The organism is Winogradskyella sediminis (assembly GCF_003387355.1).
Classification (GTDB): domain Bacteria; phylum Bacteroidota; class Bacteroidia; order Flavobacteriales; family Flavobacteriaceae; genus Winogradskyella; species Winogradskyella sediminis.
Genome location: NZ_QUNH01000002.1, coordinates 596,565 through 619,194, shown reverse-complemented (window position 1 = coordinate 619,194; position 22,630 = coordinate 596,565). Strand labels below are relative to the sequence as shown.

Genomic DNA, 22,630 nt, shown 5'->3' with positions numbered 1-22,630 from the left:
TAATTTTGAAACTAAAACGTGTACCAAATTAAAGCATATATAAAATTTCTCTTACGTGCCACCAACCAACATGGTGTGCACTCTCCTTTTGTTTATCACTTTGTCACCAAATGTCTTTATGATAAAACAACACATGAGGCCTATGCAAAACTTAAACGGTATAAAAGCGAGTTAAGCAACTCAAAAACAATATTACAAATTACAGACCTAGGCGAAGGCTCTAAAACTTTAGATGCCCAACAGAGAGCGGTTAGTAAGATGGCAAAAGTATCTAGTAGTTCTATTAAAGATGCTAAGTTACTATACCGCGTTTCAACATATTTTACGATTAAAAAGGGACTGGAACTCGGCACCTCTTTAGGTATGGGAACTTATGCATTAGCCTTAGCTGATCGTAATGCTAAAATCACCACTATTGAAGGTTGCTCAAATACTGCTGCTTTTTCAAAATCGAAACTTAAACAACACCATATTGAAAATATCAAATTTTTAGTGGGTGATTTTTCTAAATCGATTCCTGAATTAAAAGAAGACCGCTATGATCTTGTTTTTTTTGATGGTCACCATAACAAAGAAGCCACTATTACATATTTCGAAACCCTTTTACCCAAAGCACATAATGATTCTGTTTTTGTTTTTGACGACATTTATTGGTCTAAAGAAATGACTGAAGCTTGGACATATATTAAAAACCATCATTCTGTGACGGTTACGGTAGATACTTTTCATTTAGGATTTGTGTTTTTTAGAAGAGAACAAGCAAAAGAACATTTTAAAATTAGAATGTAACAAAGGGACAACTTTAACGTCTTATTTGAGAATCGTTTTTTAATTCTTATATCTTGCAAAAGATTTAAGCCACAACATCATTTATTTATGAGTGCCAACGTCATTGAAATTAGAAATATTATTAGAGATTTTAAACTCGGACAAGAAATCGTTCATGTGCTCAAAGGCATCGATTTAGATATTAAGCGTGGCGAATATGTTGCTATTATGGGACCATCGGGTTCAGGAAAATCAACATTAATGAATTTATTAGGCTGCCTAGATACACCTACAGCAGGCTCTTACAATTTAAATGGAAATGATGTTAGCCAAATGTCTGACGATGAACTCGCCGACATCAGAAACACAGAAATTGGTTTTGTATTTCAAACATTTAACTTACTTCCTAGAACCACAGCCTTAGACAATGTTGCATTGCCAATGGTATACGCAGGTGCTTCTAAAAAAGAACGTATTTCACGTGCCACAGAAGTACTTACCGATGTGGGTTTAGCAGACCGTATGGACCACAAACCCAATCAACTTTCTGGTGGTCAACGGCAACGTGTTGCGGTAGGAAGAGCCTTAGTTAATAAACCTTCCATCATCTTAGCCGATGAACCTACTGGTAATTTAGATTCAAAAACAGGTACCGAAATCATGGCACTATTCGATCAAATTCACGCTTCAGGAAACACGGTAATTATGGTCACTCACGAAGAAGATATCGCAGCACATGCAAAACGTGTAATTCGATTACGTGATGGTATTATTGAGAGTGATACGTTTAATCAGTAGTTAGTTGTTAGTTGTTAGTTGTTAGTTGTTAGTTGTTAGTTGTTAGTTGTTAGTTAACATAGTTATTCCGCAATTAAAACTTTTATCTTATACTATTAATCAATCTTTTATTCTCTTGTATCTTAGCTCTTGATTCCTACATCCTGTCTATTTCCTAAGACCAAAAACTATCAACCACCAACCATCAATTCTTGTCTCTTAACTCAACATAATCAATCCTCAACTAAATCCTCTAAACGCTTTTCTCTATTTTCTTTATTCTTGACTCTTGACTCTTGACTCTTGACTCTTGACTCTCAAAATTTCCAAATTTCCCGCATCACTTTTATCTCATAACACTTAACTTTGTGAACATGAAAGTATATACCAAAACAGGAGATAAAGGAACCACAGCACTTTTCGGTGGTACACGTGTTCCTAAGCACCATATAAGAATTGAAAGCTACGGAACCATAGACGAGCTTAACTCGCATATTGGCTTAATTAGAGATCAAGACATTAATCAATTGTACAAAAACACCTTAATGCATATTCAAGATCGGTTATTTACTGTTGGTGCTATTTTAGCTACAGATCCTGAAAAGGCTCTATTGAAAAATGGTAAAGCCCGATTAAATATTCCGAAGATTTCTAACGAAGATATAGAGAAACTTGAAAAAGAAATGGACCTTATGGAAGACAGCTTACCTCCTATGACGCATTTTGTGTTGCCTGGCGGACATCAAACGGTGTCATTCTGTCACATTGCACGTACCGTGTGCCGTAGAGCCGAGCGTTTAGCCTCGCACCTTAATGACTTAGAACCGTTTCAACCCGAAACTTTAATGTACATTAATAGACTATCTGACTACCTTTTTGTGTTGGCACGGAAGTTGTCACATGACTTACATGCTGAAGAAATAAAATGGATTCCGAATAAAGATTCTTAATTAAAACGTCAGTTCAAATATTTCGACTTTTTTTGTCGGCATGTATAGAGAACAGCGTTTCAAGTACAAATTCGATTTTCGATACAAATTTTATGTTTAATAAATCATAATATTCATTCGAATGGACACACAGATTATTTTGAAAGTAAGGATTAAAAATTGCAAAAATTAATCCGAAACAAACCTTAAAGATTATACGTTCTTTATATTAATGATTAAACATTTATTGATGTCCTTTGAGTAACTCAAAACACATTAAAATAAATGTTAAGCGAGACCGATTAATTAATTTATTATAGCTAAAAGCTATTTAATTTAATTTTTTCTTGGATTGTTCAACTAAAAAATTATTTTTGCAAAAATTAAATTACACACGCAATTATGTATTGGACATTAGAATTAGCATCTTATTTAAGTGATGCACCTTGGCCAGCAACCAAAGACGAGCTTATTGACTACGCGATTAGAACAGGAGCACCTTTGGAAGTTGTTGAAAATTTACAAGCGATAGAAGATGAAGGAGATTCTTATGACTCTATTGAAGAAATTTGGCCAGATTATCCAACTGATGAAGATTACCTCTGGAATGAGGATGAATATTAACATATAAAATTATCACAAAAAAGTCTCTTGCGTTATACTTAACTAAGAGACTTTTTTTATTTTCGGATGCTTTTTTGAGCTGAAATCAACGTTTAATAAACACGTTGCTGTCACTCAGAACTAAAACATAAGAATTTAATCATCTAATAGTGATGAATTAAAACCGTTTATATTATCCCTAAGGAGCAAGTATCTTCCATAAAAGCGCAAGCTTTTGTTAAAGATACTGAGCGTAGCTCATTAGCGGTGTTTTTCTTAAATTAGAAACACCAAAACTAACTGAAATTAACAAATAAAAGATTGATAAAAATCAATCTGTTACAAACATTATACTATGACTTTTTTAGATAAAGTACTTAAAGTTTTTGTTGGAGATAAATCCAAACAAGACGTTAGTGCCATTAAACCTATTGTTGAGAAAATAAAAACGTTTGAAAAAGCTTTAGAAGCTTTATCTCATGACGAATTAAGGGCAAAAACAGCTGAATTTAAAGCTAAAATTGCCGAAGCAAGATTACCGCTTCAAACTAAAAAAGACGATATTTTAGCTAAAGCCCAAGTGACCGAAGATATTGATGAACGTGAAGATATGTATCTTGAAGTCGATAAAATCGATGACGAAATCTATGAGGTTACCGAAGGTGTTTTAAACGACATTCTACCTGAGGCTTTTGCTGTGGTTAAAGAAACCGCAAAACGTTTTGTGCACAACACACAAATTCCGGTAACTGCAAATGCTTTTGACCGTGAAATTTCTGGTGAGCACGATTATGTAACTTTAGAAGGAGACCAAGCCATTTGGGCTAACTCATGGGATGCTGCTGGTAAACCTATTACTTGGGACATGATTCACTACGACGTTCAGCTTATTGGTGGTATCGCCATGCACCAAGGTAAAATTGCCGAGATGCAAACTGGTGAAGGTAAAACCTTAGTGGCAACACTTCCTGTGTATTTAAATGCTTTAGCAGGCAAAGGTGTGCACCTCGTAACGGTCAATGATTACTTAGCCAAACGAGATAGTGCTTGGATGGCACCAATCTTTCAGTTTCATGGTATGAGTATCGACTGTATCGATTACCACCAACCAAATTCTGATGCACGTCGTAAAGCGTATAACGCAGACATTACTTACGGTACTAACAACGAATTTGGCTTTGATTACTTACGTGATAATATGGCACATTCGCCAGACGATTTAGTGCAGCGTCCGCATCATTATGCTATTGTAGATGAGGTCGATTCTGTATTAGTAGATGATGCACGTACTCCTTTAATTATTTCTGGTCCTGTGCCAAGAGGTGATGAACACGAGTTCGATGCGCTGAAACCTAAGGTACAACAAATTGAAGAAGTACAACGCAAATATTTAATTGGAGTATTAGCCGAAGCAAAAAAATTAATTGCAGCAGGCGACACTAAAGAAGGTGGTTTCCAATTATTAAGAGCTTACAGAGGTATTCCTAAAAACAAGGCTTTAATTAAATTTTTATCTGAAGAAGGTATTAAGCAGTTATTGCAAAAAACCGAAAACTTCTACATGCAAGACAATAATAGAGAAATGCCTAAAGTAGATGCAGAACTCTATTATGTTATTGATGAAAAAAATAATCAAGTTGAATTATCTGACAAAGGTGTAGAGTTTCTTTCTGGTAAAGATGATCCTAACTTTTTCGTGATGCCAGAAATGGGAACGGAAATCGCTAAAATTGAAGCGATGGGCTTATCGTCTGAAGAAGAAGCCAATCTTAAAGAAGAATTATTTAGAGATTTCGGAATTAAGTCAGAACGTATTCATACCTTAAATCAATTACTTAAAGCCTACGCTTTATTTGAAAAAGACAATCAATATGTTGTTATGGACAACAAAGTTATGATTGTCGATGAGCAAACTGGTCGTATTATGGATGGTCGTCGTTATTCAGATGGCTTACACCAAGCGATTGAAGCTAAAGAAAATGTGAAAATTGAAGCAGCGACACAAACCTTTGCAACCGTAACCCTTCAAAATTACTTTAGAATGTATCGTAAACTGTCTGGTATGACAGGTACTGCGGTAACGGAAGCAGGGGAATTCTGGGAAATTTATAAATTAGATGTTGTAGAAATTCCTACTAACAGACCAATCGCTAGAGATGATAGGGATGATTTAGTTTACAAAACAAAACGTGAAAAATACAACGCTGTTATTGATGAAGTGGTAAGCTTATCTAATGCAGGTAGACCTGTACTTATTGGTACAACTAATGTAGAGATTTCAGAGCTTTTAGGCAAAATGTTAAGCATTCGTAAAATAAATCATAATGTTTTAAATGCCAAGCAACATAAAAAAGAAGCCGATATTGTAGCACAAGCAGGTAATGCTGGGCAAGTCACCATCGCTACCAACATGGCTGGTCGTGGTACCGATATTAAGTTAAGTGACGAAGTAAAAGCAGCTGGTGGATTAGCCATTGTAGGTACTGAGCGTCACGATTCGCGCCGTGTAGACAGACAGTTACGAGGTAGAGCTGGTCGTCAGGGAGATCCAGGAAGTTCGCAATTCTACGTGTCTTTAGAAGATAATTTAATGCGTTTATTTGGTTCGGAACGTATTGCTAAGATGATGGACAGAATGGGCTTAAAAGAAGGAGAAGTGATACAACACGGTATGATTTCAAAATCTATTGAGCGTGCACAGAAAAAAGTTGAAGAAAATAACTTCGGAGTTCGTAAGCGTTTATTAGAATATGATGATGTTATGAATGCGCAACGTGAAGTCATCTACAAACGTCGTCGTAATGCTTTACATGGAGAACGTTTAAGAGTTGATTTAGCAAACATGATTTTTGATACTTCTGAAGGTATTGCTGAAACAAATAAACTAGCTAACGATTATAAAAACTTCGAGTTTGAATTGATCCGTTATTTCTCAATGGAATCGCCTATTACCGAAGCTGAATTTGGTAAAAAGAATGCTTCAGAAATTGCAGGTATCATTTATAAAGCCGCTTTTCAACATTATAGAGAAAAAATGCAACGTGCTGCAGATTTAGCTTTTCCTGTAATTGAAAATGTTTATGATACCCAACGCGACAAGTTTAAGCGTATTGTAGTGCCATTTACAGATGGAGTAAAAAATCTACAAGTTGTTACCGACTTAGAGAAAGCTTACCAAACCAAAGGTACACAACTCATTAATGATTTTGAAAAGAACATTACCTTGGCCATTGTAGATGATGCTTGGAAAGTACATTTACGTAAAATGGATGAATTAAAACAGTCTGTACAATTAGCCGTACACGAGCAAAAGGATCCGTTATTAATTTATAAATTTGAGTCTTTTGAGCTGTTTAAAGCAATGATTGACCAAGTGAATAAAGATGTGATTTCATTCTTATTTAAAGGTGAAATTCCACAAGAAACCGCACATAACATTCAAGAAGCTAGAGCTCGTAAGCAAGAAAAATTGGAAACTCAAAAAGATGAGATTCAAAATTTAGATGAACGTGCGTCTCAAAGCAGACAAGCTGGTGAAGGTGCATCGCGCCAACAACAGCAAGTGGTAGAAACGATTGTAAGAGACCAACCAAAAATTGGACGAAACGATAAAGTGACGATTAAGAATGTAATGAGTGGTGAAACCAAAGATGTAAAATACAAACAAGCCATTCCTTTAATCGATAAAGGTGAATGGGTTTTAGTAAATGACTAAATTGATTCCTTTAAATGTAGGAATGATATAGAAAGACCTAAAATATAATTTCAAAAAATCCTGATGTACGCATCAGGATTTTTTTTGATTCGTCCCAACGTCACTTGGAGTGTGCCAACCTTTTCATTGGCATCTATCGAGAAGTAATTACAGTAACCAAGGTGCTCTATACAATTTGCACTTACGTTGCAAACCACTCGAACTGACGGTATATTTTAAAAGCATAAGAACCCAAAATATCTTGCGTACATAAATTCCTAATTCTCAATAGATTTTAGTAACTTTAAAAACCACCATTCAACTCAACCATCTAATATGAAACACATTATCACCACCTTTATTTTTGCAGCACTGTTACTTTCTTGTAACACTTCAGACAAAACCAAAACAACCACTAAAACTTCTGATGCCGCGCAAACCACATCAGCACAGCAACCAACCGAAACAGATAAAGCTTTACAGCTTATTAACTCTGACGAAGCCTTAATCGCTACCGCATTATTGGCAGCTCCCGAAGCCAGCAGAGGAGAATGCAAAGTTATAGGCTATAACATGAAAGGAGAATTTGTAACCTTTAAAGAAGGTAGCAACGAATTTATTGTACTTGTAGACAACCCAAATAAAGAAGGCTTTAGTGCCGCATGCTATCAAAAAGACCTCGATCCATTTATGGCAAGAGGACGCGCTTTAAAAGCCGAAGGTAAAACGCACCAAGAGATTTTTGACATTCGTGAAGCAGAAGTGAAAGCCGAACAGCTCCACATTCCCACAGGTGCGACATTGCATATTTATTCCGGACCAAAAACACTGTACAATCCTGAAACCGCAAACGTAGCAGATGCCAAACTGAGATATGTAGTGTATTTACCTTGGGCTACAGCCGAATCTACAGGCTTGCCAGAAGCACCAGCCGCTTCTAACCATCCTTGGATTATGAATCCTGGGACACATAGAGCCCATATTATGATTTCGCCTATAGCAGCCGATTAAAATTTAAACGTTTGTGTACCTAACATTAGCCTTTTTTTTTAAGGACTTTACGGCAAACCGTATATACCATAGCCATAACGCACTTATATTTAAGCCATATACGTAAAGTTACGTACAAAACTTAGTGTAAAATTACTTAGTTTTATGCATTGCGTATATGCCAAAACATCACAGTAGTTATCAGGATAACTAAAAGGGTTAATAACGATAATATTGGTGGTATATAGACGTTGGCAGTAATTAAACTCAATATTAACCATAAAATAAAAATGAAAATGAAAATGAAAATAAAAAAAATACTTTTAGTAATTTTATTAGTCTTACCAATGACAATTGTCGCTCAATCAAAATTTAATGCTGAAATTCACGGAACGTCACTATTAATTAAAAACGACGCAGAATTAGCATATGGTGTTGGAATTGGATACCAAGCAACAAATAAAATAAATTTAATACTAGGATTTTTAAATGGAACAATTGACAGTGATTTGATTAATGACGATTACAATGTCGGTAAATATTATTTTAACGTTGATTATAGATTTAATTCAGAAGATTCAAAATTTGGAATAGCCTCAATAATGGGTTTTTCTTATATGGACTTCGATGATAAATTAAATTTAGATGATGGCAGTGGATTTGGTATGGATTTAGGAGTTAGAGCATTTATTTCTCAAACTGATGATTATGAATATGGATTTAGGATTATTTCAACTTTCAATAGCGAATCACCTGGTGCGATATTAGAAACAGGATTGTATTTTAAATATAAATTTTAAGTTTTTAAATATTAACAACTTAAAAAATGGCTAAAATTTTTAGAACATTCCGCAAAAAAATAATAAAAGAAAATAGATTTCGTAAATATTTTATATATGCAATTGGAGAGATTGTTCTTGTAGTAATTGGTATTTTAATTGCACTATGGATTAATAAAATTAATAATTCATACCAAAACTCTAAAAAAGAAATAATTTTACTATCTGAAATTAGAGAGAATTTAGTAGCTGACTCAATTCAAATTAATGAAATTTCAAAATTTCATAAAGCCAAGAAAATAGAAATTTATAATATTTTACAAATTATCTCTGAAAATAAACCTTCAAAAGAAAATAGGAATAAACTTTTAAAATATTTTACAACGGGTATCATTTTTGAAATTAGAGAGTTTATTTCTAAAAGTGCTGGTTATAATAATTTGATTTATTCTGGAAACATAGAACTGATAAAAAAAAGAGAGTTAAAAAATCTCTTAACCCAATATTATTTAAGCACCTCTAAAAATTTAGGCGCAATGGAGGTGGCTAAAAATAAAACGAGACAATTTAAAGAATATATTATTCCAAAACAATAAGTAATTGGTCTCTTAAAAATCTTACAGGACTAGATTTTGAGTTACAGAACCAAGAATATGTAGTTGGTCTTAATAATGACGAAAAAACAATTAGTAGTTTAATCCAAATGTCTATGCAAATTGATTTTTCTAGAAGTGTATTGTTAGAGTTGCAAAAAAATATAAAGGATTTAATAAATGAGATTGATTTAAAAATAAATACAAAGAATAAATAACTACTGCCAACACAGTGTATAATTCATTGCTAGTTCTAGCCGATTTACAAAAGTCCTCGAAGACTTTCTATCCGTAATTTATTTGCTAACTTTAATGTTTTAACACGCATCGAAATCTTACACAAGACCATTACATGCGACTAAAACCTTTTATTATGCAAAAGAAAAATTACACCACTTTTATACTCATGTTAACCTGTTCTGCAATTTCAATGTATATTATCATGTACTTTAACACCTATGAGTTTAGTCATGTATTTTTTAGCTGGACAAGAATGTATATGACGTTAATCGGAGTTGGTGGCATGGCCTTAGTTATGTTTTTCTTTATGAAAAATATGTACAAGGATAAAAAAAAGAATCTAGCGATAGTTTGCTGTAGTTTAGCCATCATTGGTGTGTCTACATTTTTAGTAAGGCAACAAATCCCTATTAATGATGTAAAATGGATGCGCGCCATGATTCCACATCATTCCATTGCCATCCTTACCAGTAAAAATGCCGATTTAAAAGATCCGGAAGTTAAAAAGCTAGCCGATGAAATTATTAAAGCCCAGGAAAAAGAAATAAAAGAAATGAAAGCTATGATTACGCGTTTAGAAGCTGAGTAAAAACAATAAAAAAACAGGAAAACCTTAAGATTTTATTCTGGTTCAATTTCTTTTACTACATTAGTTTTTATCAACACAATACCAAGCATAGCAACAAGGCCAAGTATCCCAATTAATAGCCATTGGTTGTATATTAACCTAAATAAAATCTCAGTATAACTATGGACAGAACTAAAAACTTTAACTTATTGAGAAAAATTAATATTGTTAAAGGCCTCTTGCTCGCTTCAAAATTACAACCAGATGTTATAATTAAACTATTAAACGAATTCTATATCGCTTCCGCATCTAAAGACAAAGAAATTGCCGACTTTAAGAGCCAATTAGAAAATGGCAATAATATTGATTTACTCAATCTACTCAACAATTATAAGGAGAGTATTTCAAAATTAATTTTTAAAAATCCATGCTCTAAAAATTGGAATCATTTGGTGGATACAGACTATGATAATGCCAAATACTGTATGGATTGCAAAAAGAACGTTTATCTAGTAACTACAGAAGCGGAATTTATTAGAAGAAGAAATTTAGAACAATGTGTAGCCATAAATACGCACGAAACTAAAATACCTCAAGAACATAACAAACATTATAAAGCCTGTCATCTAAAATTTAGTGAGGTCGAAGAATTTTTAGGGTTACCTTTTTAATCACAACAATGGATCAAATCAATAATTTAATTGCTCTAAAATCAATGTTAGAATTGAATATGATTAATTCAAATTTAAACATTTTACTTGCCCAAATTTCCAATAAGATTTTAGCTAGAAAAATCATTAATGAGCTAAAAAGAAGAAATTATGGCCATATAATAACTTTAATTGATGAGCATTTATATCAAACGAATCAAAATCCGCTTTGTTATCATAAAAACGATATCAAACAATTCGATTTTGAAACGATTGAGAATAGTAATATTAAGGACTTAAAATGTGTTTTAGGCATTTCGATACTTAATTTTAATACCGCAAAGGACATTAGCGGCGAAGACACAGACTTCTTAATACATTGGGATAACCTTAACCGATTTGCGGTATATTGCAGAAAACATTTAGTTGAGATTATTAAAGAGCATCCTGAGTATCCATTGTATATTGAAAAGGAAATTAAAGAAGCCAAACTAGGAACTTATACCAAATTCACTATCAGTTGCCAGAAAGTTATTGAACGCTTATATGAGGATCGCGTCAATGATAGATCTCATTTAGGCGAATACAAAGATTGGTATATGGATGCTTACGATAATGATGCCTCTAATTTATGGAACAATGATTAGCAACTTATATACTATATAGAAACAAAACTTAACAGCCCTTTAAACATAATAAATTGATACATCTTATAGTTGGAAATACAGGTTCTGGAAAAACCACATACGCTAGGGCATTAAAAGAAAAAACGAATGGTATTATTTTTTCGATTGACCAGTGGAATAAGACGCTATTTCTTGCCGACAAGAAGCCGGAAGACGGCTTAGAATGGTTTTTAGAAAGAATAGACAGAGCGGAACATATGATAATGACCTTAGTGCACCAATTAGAAAGTGTAAACACAGATGCCATTCTAGATTTGGGATTATCAAAATATGAGCATAGAGAAAAATTTAGAACATTTGCCAAAACACATTCCTACGCGTTTAAAATTCATTTTTTAGACATTTCTAAAGCTACCAGATACAAAAGAGTAATGCAAAGGAACGACGAAAAAGGTCCTACTTTTGAATTTGAAGTTACCAAGGAAAATTTCGATTTCATGGAACACTGGTTTGAAAAACCTACGGAAAAAGAAATGAAAAATGGCATTTATATTACCGCATAAAAAAAGACGACAACTATTTAGTTCTCGTCTTCTGGTTTAATAAATTCTGACTGATATTTTTCTAAAAATGCTTTTTGTCTAGCCATCATTTGTTGCCGTATTCTATCGATATCCATAAAATCGGATCCAAAATCACTTCCAAAAAAATCATCATTAAAGAAACGGTGACTAAACAATGAATCTTGAGAAAATATGGCATCAAATCCTTCATCTTCAAACTGCGAAAAGTGTGTAAAGAATCGAGATTTATAGGACTGCATTACACTATCGCGCTCTGACATAGATAAATCGTTGTACTGATTATCGGACGACCAAGAGTAAATACTATCGTATCTAATTAAATTGCCGTTCTCGTCAAACGTTTTATCTACTTGCCACGTACCTTTTGGCACTTCTACAACGCTATCTTTAGCAGATGTTGCTTCCGATGTATTTGTTTCATTTTTTTGTCCGTGACAACTCACACTCAAAAGGCTTGTTATCAACATTAATAAATAAGTTTTCATAATTTTTAATTTAAGTTTACACCAAATTTAGGAGGAGTTAAAAATGTTTTAAACAAACCACCAGTATCTATTGTTTTTATTAACTTATTTTGGTGAAATACTTCAGTTTTACGTTCACCATTTTTATACCAAACACATTCTACGTAAGTATTGTTATCTACCCAACCCATAAGCGGATTTTTTTTAGAAACATATTTAAGCACTTGCATTTTTGGAGTGGTAAGTTTCCCTCTAACTTTCACCCAATCTCCAGATTTAAATTTTCTTGGCATCATACTAAATTTAAAGAGTGAAACACTTTTAGTAATATAAAGGAGACCGATTACTCGGTCCCCAAATCAAAAAAATTAATCTATATATTAAGAAATCTTAATACTTCTAGCAGGCTTTTGTTTGGCCTCTTCTTTTTTAGGTAAGTGAATGTTTAAAATGCCTTCTTTATAAGTTGCATTAATATCTTCGTCATTTACACTCTCTGGCAGCGTAAAGGTTCTTTTAAAGGACGAATATCCAAATTCTCTACGCGTATAGTGGTCACCTTTATCCTCATGCTCTTCCTTCGTTTCTGTAGAAATAGATAACATTTGATTATCTATATCAATATGAAAATCTGATTTCTTCAGACCAGGAACAGCCATTTCTACAACAAAAGCATCAGGCGTTTCTTTAATATTTACTTTTGGTAAAGTAATTCCGGTATTAAAGTTTGAAGTAAATACAGAGGGTAAATCTCTATTAAAAATATCATCTAACCATGTAGATAATGTTGGGAAGCTTTGATTTGAATTACTGTTCGCTAACCTTCCGTTTTTAGGAACACTGACTAAATTGCTCATAATAACAAAAATTTAAATTAAACATTATTTCAAATATGAAATCTCAATTGATTTCGCCTTAAAATGAACAAAAAAAATACCAAAATTAAAATCGGGTAAATCCGCTGACCTATTTTAATAAAATTTAATATTTGGCTGTCAATTTTTCAGAAAAATTAAGATTTTTTTCACGGTACAAAATGTCAAACTGACAATTTTAAGAGCTCTAAAAATGACACTTAAATAAGAGAAAAAATCTTCATAACTTTACACGTCTGCATTCTCGTGGTGCGTTGCCACAACTAGAATCATTTTTATAACTTATATCCTTAGTAAAAAGATTATTTTAAACCTTCCATATGAAACGTATCTACTTAATTTTTAGTTTAATCCTAACCAACAATTTAATGATAGCACAACAAACTATGACACCCGAAAATTTATGGCAAGTAAAGCGACTAAGTGTTATAGGATTAGATCAAGAAGGCTCAACCCTATTCTTTAAAGTAAAGACTCCAAATATTTCGGAAAATGATTACGACACTAAATACTTTAAAATGCCTGCAAAAGGTGGTGCTATTGTAGAAATTGAAGAGGATGATATTACCGCTACAGACAAAAACATATCGCCAGACGGCACATTAGCTTTATTTCACAAATCGGTTGCTGTAGAGGCTATAAAAGGAGAAGATGTCTATAAGGATTTAGACAAATCTGAGGTGTATATTTTTTCAGATTTAGACATCCGCCATTGGGATACATGGAGTAACGGAAGTTTTAATCACGTATTTTATAAAAAGGTTGAGGCTGATAAGGACACAGGTATTGATATTATGCCAAATGAACCCTATCATACACCACAACAACCGTTTGGTGGTGATGAAGATTATATATGGTCGCCAGACAGTAAAGCTATTTATTACGTGAGTAAAAAATTAAAAGGTAAAGCTTATGCAACCAGTACTAATACTGATATTTATAAATACGATTTAGCGTCTAAAACCACTGAAAATATTACAAAAGACAACCATGGGTATGATACTAGTCCGGCGTTTTCTGCTAACGGAGCATTGGCTTGGTTACAAATGAAAACCGATGGTTACGAAAGTGATAAAAACGATATTATAGTTCTAAACAATGGTATTAAACAAAATTTAACCCAACAATGGGATGGTACCGTTTTCAGTTTTAAATGGAGTAACGATGGTCATACGATTTACTTTACCGCTCCTGTTGATGGTACTATTCAGATTTTTAAAGTGAATTATCCTGGCAAAAAACGCATAGCTCCTGTTGTTGAGCAACTGTCTGAAGGTCAATTTGACGTTACAAGTATAGTCGCTCAGAGTGATAACATTTTGGTAATTACCAGAACCGACATGAATCATGCTGCGGATATTTACAGTTTTAATCTCAAGACTAAAGCCTTTACCCAACGCACTGAAATTAATAAAGCGTTATACGATAGTGTAGATTTACCAAAAGTGGAAAAACGTTACGTCACCACAACCGATGGCCAACAAATGTTAGTTTGGATTATTCTCCCTCCAAACTTTGATGACTCTAAGAAGTATCCTACTTTATTATATGCTCAAGGCGGACCTCAGTCTCCTTTATCTCAGTTTTATTCTTACCGATGGAATTTTCAGCTTATGGCTTCACAAGGTTATATTGTGGTAGCCCCTAACCGACGAGGTATGCCAGGACATGGAGTAAAATGGAATGAAGATATTAGTAAAGATTGGGGAGGCCAAGTAATGGACGATTACCTATCTGCTATTGATGATATCGCAAAAGAACCTTATGTAGATAACGACCGCTTGGGTGCTATTGGTGCCAGTTTTGGTGGCTATTCTGTGTTTTATTTAGCAGGTATTCACAATAACCGATTTAAGACTTTTATTTCACACGATGGTGTTTTTGATACCAGATCTATGTATGGCACCACTGAAGAGTTATTCTTTGTAAATCATGATTTTGGTGGTAGTTATTGGGATATTACCAATGAGGCGGCTCAAAAATCTTATCACGATTTTAATCCGATAACGAAAGTAGCCGATTGGAATACTCCTATATTAATTATTCAAGGTGGAAAAGATTACAGAGTACCTATTGAACAAGGTTTAAGTGCCTACCAAGCGGCTCAAATGCTAGGTTTAAAAAGTAAGTTGCTCTATTTTCCTGAAGAAAATCACTGGGTTTTAAATCCTCAAAATGCGTTGGTTTGGCAACACGAATTTTTTAAGTGGTTAAAAGATACCTTATAGTTTCATTATATACATCGGAATATCTAATTACCTTAACATACTAAATACTACATTACATGAGACATTTTTTAGCAACCATCGTCGGATTAATTATAGCATCACTAACGGTTTATATTTTTGAAAGCCTTATCGGTCATAACCTCTTTCCATTGCCCGATGGTGCAGACCCATTAAATATGGATTGGCTACACAATAACATGAATCTCATTCCTATAGGCATGAAGGTTAGTGTGGTCATCGCTCACTTTGCAGGCATCGTAGTAGGCATGTTTGTAGCCGCCAAAATTTCTAAACAAAGTAAAATACCAAGCTATATTGTAGGTGTTTTGATGCTTTTGGCCACCTTTTTTAATATTATAATGCTGCCTAAAGAATTGTGGTTTACAATTTCCGATGGTCTGTTTACTATTGTAGGTTTCGGTTTGGGACTGGCCTTAACTTCAAATATAATTGCTAAAGCAAACACGACGGATGCATTGTAATAGCAACCTGTAGTTTTTATATTTTTTTCACTACATTGTAACAGATGGCAGATAAAATTAGTTTAAAAGATACAATTTCCATAGGTATTGGTGGTATGGTCGGTGGAGGCATTTTTGCTGTGCTTGGTTTAGCCGTTAGCATTGCACAAGGAGGTACACCTCTTGCCTTTTTGTTTGCAGGCCTTTTAGCTGTAATCACTTCCTATAGTTATGCTAAATTATCACAGAAATATCCCGACCGTGGAGGTACCGTAAAATTTATAAATCAAGGGTTTGGAGTGTCTATTTTTAGCGGAGCTATCAATAATTTACTTTGGGTGAGTTATATTATTATGCTATCGTTATATGCCTCTGCTTTTGGTGCATACGCTCCTAACCTATTAGCTATTAGTTCAAATACCACAATCGATTTTCATATCTACGCTAGTGGCATAATCGTCCTAGCTACAGCGATAAATTATTATAGTATTGCGGTTGTTGGGAAAATAGAATCTTACGCTGTTATTATTAAACTAATTATTTTAATTGGGTTTATTGGCGTTGGTGCTTACGGACTTATTGGTAATCCCAATCTATCACAATTAGCCATCTCTAACTGGGAATCTCCTGTGCAATTATTTGCAGCAGGTATGGTGATTTTTGTAGCTTACGAAGGTTTTGAGCTGATTGCCAATGCTGCACCAGATATTGTTAATCCTGAAAAGAACATTCCTAAAGCATATTATTACTCTGTCATTTTTGTTATTGTTCTTTATATCATTATTGCCATTGTCACTGTAGGTTCACTTCCGTTTAATACCATTGCCACTGCCGAAGATTATGTTTTGGCAGAAGCCGCTAAACCTATGCTTGGTAAAATCGGTTTCACCATTATAACTATCGCAGCCTTAATCTCTACATTCTCTGCGATAAATGCCTCGTTATATGGCGGTAGTCGTGTCAATTTTGAAATTGCAGAAGATGATGAATTGCCGCATCACTTCACCTCTAAACTCTGGAATCAGCCGATCGGTTTATTAATTACCGCTATAGCGACATTAGTGCTTGTCAACATTCTGGACTTAGAAAGTATTTCAACAGCAGGAAGCGTTGGGTTCATTCTCATCTTTGGAATTGTAAATTGGGTAGGTTTTAAGTGCACCAAAGACACAGGTAGCAATAAAATAATTCCGATATGTGGCTGTGTCCTTTGCCTGATGGCCTTAGTAATTTTAATTAATCAACAATACCAATCGAATCTTACTGGAGTTCTTGTATCTCTTGGTGTTATTGTATTATGCTTTATTACCGAATGGATTTATAAAACTTCTGAAAAGAAAAAGAAAACTTAATACAGTTTTAATAGCAAATTAGGATCAGGACAGTTGTTTTTATAAAAGGCTAAATCGAGTTGATTACTAACTCCAGGATAATCTCCTTCACATTCTTGGATATCTTTTATAATTTGAAAGTGTAAATGCGGAGGATAATCTCCATTAACCTTAGTAGTACCTAGTGTTGCGATTTGCACACCTTGGGTCACTTCTACTCCAACTTCTAAATCCTCAATAGATTCTAAACTAAGATGACCATAGAGTGTATAAAATTCAAATTCTTCAATGTGATGTTTCAAAACAATAGTTGGTCCGTAATCACCATAATTCGTATTGTTTTTAAAACTATGAATCGTTCCTGATAAAGGCGCAAAAATTGGAGTTTCAGCTTCTATCCAAAGATCTAATCCTAAATGAATGTTACGTTCGGTTTCAGGATGTGTTTGATTAAAATACGCACTCCGTTGGTAAATTCCTCGTTTTTCAAGATAACCACCATAAGCTATTCTGGCCTTGTTAGTTTTTATAGACGTCCAGATATAACGTTCTAAATCTTCCACATCAGAAACATTAACAGCCTTTAATTCTGTATTATTAATGGATAAATCTAAAGGTATATAGGATGCTTTTGGTATTGAAGGATCCACTAAAGAATGGACATCAAGGGACTGCAAGAAACTTTCAAAAGAAGAAAATAGCATAAAAACAAAATTTCCATAAAAATAGGAAATCTATCTCATGGAAAACAGGAAGAATAAACAGGTTCTAAAAATGTTAGTTTTAGAATTGGTTGCTGAGCAAAGCCAATGTATTAATTAATAATCACGTCACTAAATTTGGCATTGACCATAATATTCCGATCAGAATTCTGGCCATCTGGATAATTGTGAAGTGTTTTTTGTGTCGTTACTTTATTATTATACTTAGAACGGTTGCCTTTAAAATAAAGGGTATAATCTACATCTTTTGGTAAATTAATAAGCGCATCGCTATTTTCTAATACCAAATTGAGACTCTTAAAGGTTGAGCTTAAATTAGAAATCGTTAAGTCACCGAAACTCCCATCAATAATAGCGGTATCATTTAAATTCCCAACTGTTACATTTGAGGATTTAGAATTGAGCACTAAATTTTGAGCTGTTTTAATTTGTGCTTTATCCACAAAATTAAGATTTAGAGTACCTAGACTCCATGTATTTACCATCACAGGTGAATAAGATACATTGATGGAAGTCCTGCTTCCATCAATGTGTTCCGCTACTAAAAATGAATGTGAAATATCACCTTTCATATTATGAATTACAGAGGTTATTTTTAATTCACCATGTCTAATATTGGTTTTTAGTTTGGCTTTTTTAGGGATTTTAATTTTAATCACTTTTTTAACATTACTCTTTTCACCAGATTCTAATCGTTTGGTTAAAATAGACATTCTTCTATCTGCTAAATGTTCATTTCGTTTTGCAATAGCTTCTTCTCGTTTCTCTAAGCTTTCGTTTCGTTTCTCCATAAATTCAGCACGCGCATCCATTTGTTTTTCTAAGTTTGCTCCCCAAGCTTCCATTTTTTCTTCCCACTCTTTTCCAAACCTTTCTCCAAATTCTTCTCCCCATTTTTCTAAATCCTTACCGTATTTTTCCCCAAATTTTTCACCCCATTTCTCCATGTCTTTTGCCCATTTACCTTCAAAACGCTCACTGTATTCTTCTCCCCATTTTTCTAATTTTTTTTGGTAACCTGAGTCTCCAAATTCTCGTGCCCAGTTTTCCATTTTTTTCTGAAATTCTTTACCACCTTTTTTTTCATACTTTTTACTCCATTCGGCTAAATAAGCTTCTCCTTCTTTTTGGTATTTTTCGTAGTCAAATTCTATAGTCGTAATACCTTTAGGTAGCTCAGGTAGTCTTGGCATTATAGGCATTTCTGGCATTTCTGGTAACATGGGCAATTCTGCTAATTCTGGCATCATGGGCATAACAGGCATTTCTGGCATTTCTGGTAACTCAATTAACTGGTACTCTAATTCTTTTAATACATCAACGTATTCTGCATCCGGAAACACACCCAAACGCATACCTCCAATAGATGAAATACTCACTTTATTTGAAGAGCCTTCTACCTTAAGATTCCATGCTTCTAAGGCTTTTTTTAATTCTGCCTCCGAAAGTTTATCTCCTTCGATATAAGCTTCCACCTCAACGACATCTTTGTTCCAGGTGTCTATTTCTATTTCCACATAGCTGGTGTTCAAATCCACTACGACCTCTTTATTCACTTTTATGGATTGCGATGTTTTATTTATTTTTTTCTGTGCATAACCTAGTGTGGTTAGCAGACACATAACTAAAATTCTAATGGTGTTCATGATTTTTGATTTTTTTAGACTTACCTTTACCAAGGCTAAAATCTGTTCGTTTTTTGATTGATTGATTGATTGATTGATTGATTGATTGATATAATTTAAGTGTGTTTTTATGTCACATCTATTTAAGCATTAGTTTCTATAAAACTATCGTCGCTAAACTCTTTTAATTTTTCTTTAAGACGCATAACTAAATTGAGCCTAAATTTTAAATTGTTAATTAAGGCATCTAATGTGGCTTCATTAGGTCCGTTAGCATGTAACTCTTTGGTTAACTTTTTATATTCGTCATTGAGTTCTTTAAGTCGCTCAACATAACCATCAAATAACTCCTTATTTTCTGGTGTAAGTTGCACTTTAGATAATTCTAAATTAATACTAGCTAAATAATAATCTTCTACTTTTTTTAGACTAGGTGATACATCTCCAAGTGTTTTTATTTCGGTATCGACAACCTCAACCGGATCACTTATGGCTATAGGCTTATAAAGATACTGATATGCACCGAAGCTTAAACCTAGCAGTAAAACAACACTTGCCGCCATATTAAAAATGCGAAACCTATTTGTAGATCTCTGTTGCTGCGGAAATTCTTTTTCTAATTTTTGAAGAAAACGCGTCTCATGACCTTTAGACATTTTGGTCTGCTGACTTTTCTGGTCTTCTTTGAATAGATTTCTAAGATCTTGTCCCATTTCTTTTCAATTTTAATACTTCTTTTAATTTTTGTTTCCCTCTCGATAATTGTGTCCGGGAAGCAATCTCTGTAATTTTTAAAATTTCAGAAATTTCTTTATGATCGTAACCCTCCATTAAATACAGCAGTACAACATATTTGTATTTTTCTGGTAAGGCTTCAATTGCTAATTTCACATCAGCTATAGATATACCTACATCGATAGTCCAATCATCGTCATTATTATCTTCAATAACGTTTAGATGATACGCTTCTAATTCTACCACACGTTGTCTTTTCGACTTTAAAACATCAATACATTTATTAATAACAATGCGTTTTAACCAAGCGCCAAAACTGACCTCCGCCTTATATTGTTCTAATTTTGAAAATGCCTTTATAAAGGCTTCTTGCACCACATCTTCGGCTTCCATAGTGTCCTTTACAAATCTAAGAGCCACAACGAGCATGCCGTTACAGTATTGATTATACAATTGCATTTGCGCTTGCCGATCATTCTGCTTGCATTTTTCAACAATATGAATTTGAAACGTGCTGATTTTGGTTTTGTTTTTTGATTGGTTACATCCTAAAGACGAAGTAAAAATTGAAGTGTTGCAAGAATCTTCAAATTATTTTCAATTTTATAAGATTTCCATAAAATTCAACGTTTGACTTCTATAAAGTTATGGATTTCAATTATCTTTAAATCTTGAATGCATAAGTTTGCATTATAAATTTTAACCTATATCATTTTAAGATTAACGACTATGTTAAAACGCCTACTTATTATCTTGTCTATTTTAGCTTTAGGTTTGCTATTATATTCTGTATTTGTTGAAGATATTTTTTCGCCTCCATTAAGTCCCAAAGATACTGCTGAAATATCATTAAACGATTTAACCCTTAAAGTAGAATACAATAGACCTTCTAAACGAGACCGAGAAATTTTCGGAGCCTTGGTGCCTTTTGACAAAGTATGGAGAACAGGTGCAAATGAAGCCACGACTTTTGAAACCAACCAAAAATTAATAATTGATGGCATACCTTTAAACAAAGGAAAATATACCATCTGGACGGTTCCTATGCAAGAAAACTGGAAAGTCATGTTTAACTCAAAACAATATGATTGGGGTGTTAATGAAAAAATGGAACCGATGTGGGATCCTAATTACGATGCTCTAGAAATTGAAGTGCCAACGCAAGAATTAGAAGAAACTGTAGAGAAATTCACTATTGCTTTTGATAATAAAACAGGCCGTTTAAAACTAACTATGGCGTGGGATAATACCTTAATCGAAGTGCCTATTGAAGTGAAAGCGCAACAATAAATGGACAGAAAGGTGGCCAATAAAAAGAAAATATCTAAATCTGCTTTGCAAGAAAAAAAGGGCATTCCATCTCCTAAAAGCCTAAGTTCTAATGTCGCAAAAACAATTAGAGCGCAACGAAAGAAAAGACTATCGGTTGATGATTTAGTCTCTGGTATTTTGGCTGGAAACATCACAGCCTTAAGTAGAGCGATTACATTAATTGAAAGTACAAACCCAGCCCATTCTAAACAGGCCAACGCCATTATAACCAAGTGTTTGCCACATAGCAACAGCGCAACAAGAATCGGTATAACAGGTGTGCCTGGTGTTGGTAAAAGTACATTTATCGAAGCCTTTGGGCTGCACCTCACCTCACTAGATAAAAAAGTTGCTGTTTTAGCTGTAGATCCTAGCAGTAGTCTTAGTCAGGGAAGTATTCTTGGTGATAAAACCAGAATGAACGATCTGGTAAAGAATGACCATGCTTTTATAAGACCCTCTCCATCTGGTAATTCTTTAGGAGGTGTGGCTAGAAAAACGCGTGAAACAATTATTTTATGTGAAGCAGCCGGATTTGATACCATTATTATTGAAACCGTAGGAGTTGGACAAAGTGAAACCGCTGTACATAGTATGGTCGATTTCTTTTTACTCTTAAAACTCGCTGGAGCTGGAGATGAGCTTCAAGGAATAAAACGTGGCATTATTGAAATGGCAGATGCCATAGTTATTAATAAAGCTGATGGAGATAATATTAAGGCTGCAAAAATGGCTAAAGTTGAGTTTAATAGAGCGCTGCATCTATATCCTTCTAAAGCATCTCAATGGTCTCCCAAAGTATCGTTATGTAGTGCGCTTAAACACGAAGGTATTGCTGATGTATGGCATATGATTGAAGATTATTTAAAAACGACAAGCGCAAATCAATACTTTGAAACTAACAGACATAATCAAAATAAGTTTTGGTTACTTCAAACTATTGAAGAACGTTTAAAATCTAATTTCTATAATGCTCCAGAAATTAAATTGGCATTACCAATACAAATGAAACGCGTTGAAGCCGGAGAAATTACCCCTTTTGCTGCTGCTGAATATTTGTTATCTCTTTAACGAGTG

24 protein-coding genes are annotated in these 22,630 nt (G+C 33.9%); 17 read left to right on the top strand and 7 right to left on the bottom strand.

Annotated features, from left to right (window positions below; genetic code table 11):
- Positions 1-18 precede the first annotated feature (18 nt).
- From C8N41_RS10070 to C8N41_RS10015, 12 genes are all read left to right on the top strand, one after another.
- Positions 19-789: an O-methyltransferase gene (locus tag C8N41_RS10070; RefSeq protein WP_115839159.1), complete on the top strand. Its 771-nt coding sequence runs from the start codon at positions 19-21 to the stop codon at positions 787-789.
- Between the two features lie 87 nt (positions 790-876).
- The gene (locus C8N41_RS10065) at positions 877-1,566 is read left to right on the top strand and encodes an ABC transporter ATP-binding protein (RefSeq protein WP_092447813.1); all 690 of its coding nucleotides are present in this window, start codon (positions 877-879) and stop codon (positions 1,564-1,566) included.
- A gap of 353 nt (positions 1,567-1,919) precedes the next feature.
- Complete coding sequence (locus tag C8N41_RS10060; protein WP_115839158.1) at positions 1,920-2,495, top strand: cob(I)yrinic acid a,c-diamide adenosyltransferase; 576 nt, start codon at positions 1,920-1,922, stop codon at positions 2,493-2,495.
- Positions 2,496-2,876: 381 nt separating this feature from the next.
- Positions 2,877-3,098, top strand: coding sequence for a DUF2795 domain-containing protein (locus tag C8N41_RS10055; protein ID WP_008272287.1), 222 nt, complete (start codon positions 2,877-2,879; stop codon positions 3,096-3,098).
- A gap of 334 nt (positions 3,099-3,432) precedes the next feature.
- Entirely contained in the window at positions 3,433-6,792 is a 3,360-nt protein-coding gene (gene secA, locus C8N41_RS10050) for a preprotein translocase subunit SecA (RefSeq protein ID WP_115839157.1), read from the top strand.
- Between the two features lie 315 nt (positions 6,793-7,107).
- Positions 7,108-7,782 (top strand): hypothetical protein, encoded by a 675-nt coding sequence (locus C8N41_RS10045; protein WP_115839156.1) that lies wholly within the window; start codon positions 7,108-7,110, stop codon positions 7,780-7,782.
- A 281-nt stretch (positions 7,783-8,063) separates the two neighbouring features.
- Complete coding sequence (locus tag C8N41_RS10040) at positions 8,064-8,561, top strand: hypothetical protein (protein WP_170137111.1); 498 nt, start codon at positions 8,064-8,066, stop codon at positions 8,559-8,561.
- 26 nt (positions 8,562-8,587) lie between these two features.
- On the top strand, positions 8,588-9,136 hold the full coding sequence (locus C8N41_RS10035; protein ID WP_115839154.1) for a DUF6090 family protein: 549 nt from the start codon (positions 8,588-8,590) through the stop codon (positions 9,134-9,136).
- Positions 9,137-9,506: 370 nt separating this feature from the next.
- Complete coding sequence (locus C8N41_RS10030; protein ID WP_249033264.1) at positions 9,507-9,962, top strand: DUF305 domain-containing protein; 456 nt, start codon at positions 9,507-9,509, stop codon at positions 9,960-9,962.
- Between the two features lie 161 nt (positions 9,963-10,123).
- Positions 10,124-10,612 (top strand): hypothetical protein, encoded by a 489-nt coding sequence (locus C8N41_RS10025; protein ID WP_115839153.1) that lies wholly within the window; start codon positions 10,124-10,126, stop codon positions 10,610-10,612.
- An 8-nt stretch (positions 10,613-10,620) separates the two neighbouring features.
- The gene (locus C8N41_RS10020; protein ID WP_115839152.1) at positions 10,621-11,238 is read left to right on the top strand and encodes an HMG-box domain-containing protein; all 618 of its coding nucleotides are present in this window, start codon (positions 10,621-10,623) and stop codon (positions 11,236-11,238) included.
- 53 nt (positions 11,239-11,291) lie between these two features.
- Complete coding sequence (locus C8N41_RS10015; RefSeq protein WP_092447022.1) at positions 11,292-11,780, top strand: AAA family ATPase; 489 nt, start codon at positions 11,292-11,294, stop codon at positions 11,778-11,780.
- Between the two features lie 17 nt (positions 11,781-11,797).
- Here C8N41_RS10015 and C8N41_RS10010 read toward each other — a convergent pair whose 3' ends face one another.
- The 3 genes from C8N41_RS10010 to C8N41_RS10000 form a co-directional block, all read right to left on the bottom strand.
- The gene (locus C8N41_RS10010; RefSeq protein WP_115839151.1) at positions 11,798-12,286 is read right to left on the bottom strand and encodes a hypothetical protein; all 489 of its coding nucleotides are present in this window, start codon (positions 12,284-12,286) and stop codon (positions 11,798-11,800) included.
- A gap of 5 nt (positions 12,287-12,291) precedes the next feature.
- Entirely contained in the window at positions 12,292-12,561 is a 270-nt protein-coding gene (locus tag C8N41_RS10005; RefSeq protein ID WP_249033263.1) for a hypothetical protein, read from the bottom strand.
- An 84-nt stretch (positions 12,562-12,645) separates the two neighbouring features.
- Complete coding sequence (locus tag C8N41_RS10000) at positions 12,646-13,122, bottom strand: Hsp20/alpha crystallin family protein (protein ID WP_092447020.1); 477 nt, start codon at positions 13,120-13,122, stop codon at positions 12,646-12,648.
- A 338-nt stretch (positions 13,123-13,460) separates the two neighbouring features.
- Here C8N41_RS10000 and C8N41_RS09995 point away from each other — a divergent pair, with 338 nt between their 5' ends.
- Genes C8N41_RS09995 through C8N41_RS09985 form a run of 3 tightly spaced genes read left to right on the top strand, consistent with a single transcriptional unit; the run spans position 13,461 to position 17,181 of the window.
- The gene (locus C8N41_RS09995; RefSeq protein WP_115839150.1) at positions 13,461-15,368 is read left to right on the top strand and encodes a S9 family peptidase; all 1,908 of its coding nucleotides are present in this window, start codon (positions 13,461-13,463) and stop codon (positions 15,366-15,368) included.
- Between the two features lie 56 nt (positions 15,369-15,424).
- Complete coding sequence (locus C8N41_RS09990) at positions 15,425-15,850, top strand: hypothetical protein (RefSeq protein WP_115839149.1); 426 nt, start codon at positions 15,425-15,427, stop codon at positions 15,848-15,850.
- A gap of 44 nt (positions 15,851-15,894) precedes the next feature.
- The gene (locus C8N41_RS09985) at positions 15,895-17,181 is read left to right on the top strand and encodes an APC family permease (protein ID WP_115839148.1); all 1,287 of its coding nucleotides are present in this window, start codon (positions 15,895-15,897) and stop codon (positions 17,179-17,181) included.
- Here the strand turns inward: C8N41_RS09985 and C8N41_RS09980 are convergent.
- The 4 genes from C8N41_RS09980 to C8N41_RS09965 form a co-directional block, all read right to left on the bottom strand.
- Complete coding sequence (locus C8N41_RS09980; protein ID WP_115839147.1) at positions 17,178-17,864, bottom strand: peptidoglycan DD-metalloendopeptidase family protein; 687 nt, start codon at positions 17,862-17,864, stop codon at positions 17,178-17,180. The genes C8N41_RS09985 and C8N41_RS09980 overlap by 4 nt on opposite strands.
- 110 nt (positions 17,865-17,974) lie before the next feature.
- Positions 17,975-19,528: a hypothetical protein gene (locus tag C8N41_RS09975; protein ID WP_115839146.1), complete on the bottom strand. Its 1,554-nt coding sequence runs from the start codon at positions 19,526-19,528 to the stop codon at positions 17,975-17,977.
- 122 nt (positions 19,529-19,650) lie between these two features.
- Positions 19,651-20,220: a hypothetical protein gene (locus C8N41_RS09970; RefSeq protein WP_115839145.1), complete on the bottom strand. Its 570-nt coding sequence runs from the start codon at positions 20,218-20,220 to the stop codon at positions 19,651-19,653.
- Positions 20,204-20,701: an RNA polymerase sigma factor gene (locus C8N41_RS09965; RefSeq protein WP_115839144.1), complete on the bottom strand. Its 498-nt coding sequence runs from the start codon at positions 20,699-20,701 to the stop codon at positions 20,204-20,206. Before C8N41_RS09965 ends, C8N41_RS09970 begins: the two co-directional genes overlap by 17 nt.
- A 270-nt stretch (positions 20,702-20,971) precedes the next feature.
- On the opposite strand from C8N41_RS09965, the gene C8N41_RS09960 reads away from it, so the two are divergent.
- Together C8N41_RS09960 and meaB are read left to right on the top strand one after the other, a co-directional pair.
- Positions 20,972-21,532 (top strand): DUF2911 domain-containing protein, encoded by a 561-nt coding sequence (locus C8N41_RS09960; protein ID WP_092447013.1) that lies wholly within the window; start codon positions 20,972-20,974, stop codon positions 21,530-21,532.
- Positions 21,533-22,624, top strand: a complete 1,092-nt coding sequence (gene meaB, locus C8N41_RS09955; protein ID WP_115839143.1) for a methylmalonyl Co-A mutase-associated GTPase MeaB — start codon at positions 21,533-21,535, stop codon at positions 22,622-22,624.
- Positions 22,625-22,630: the final 6 nt, after the last annotated feature.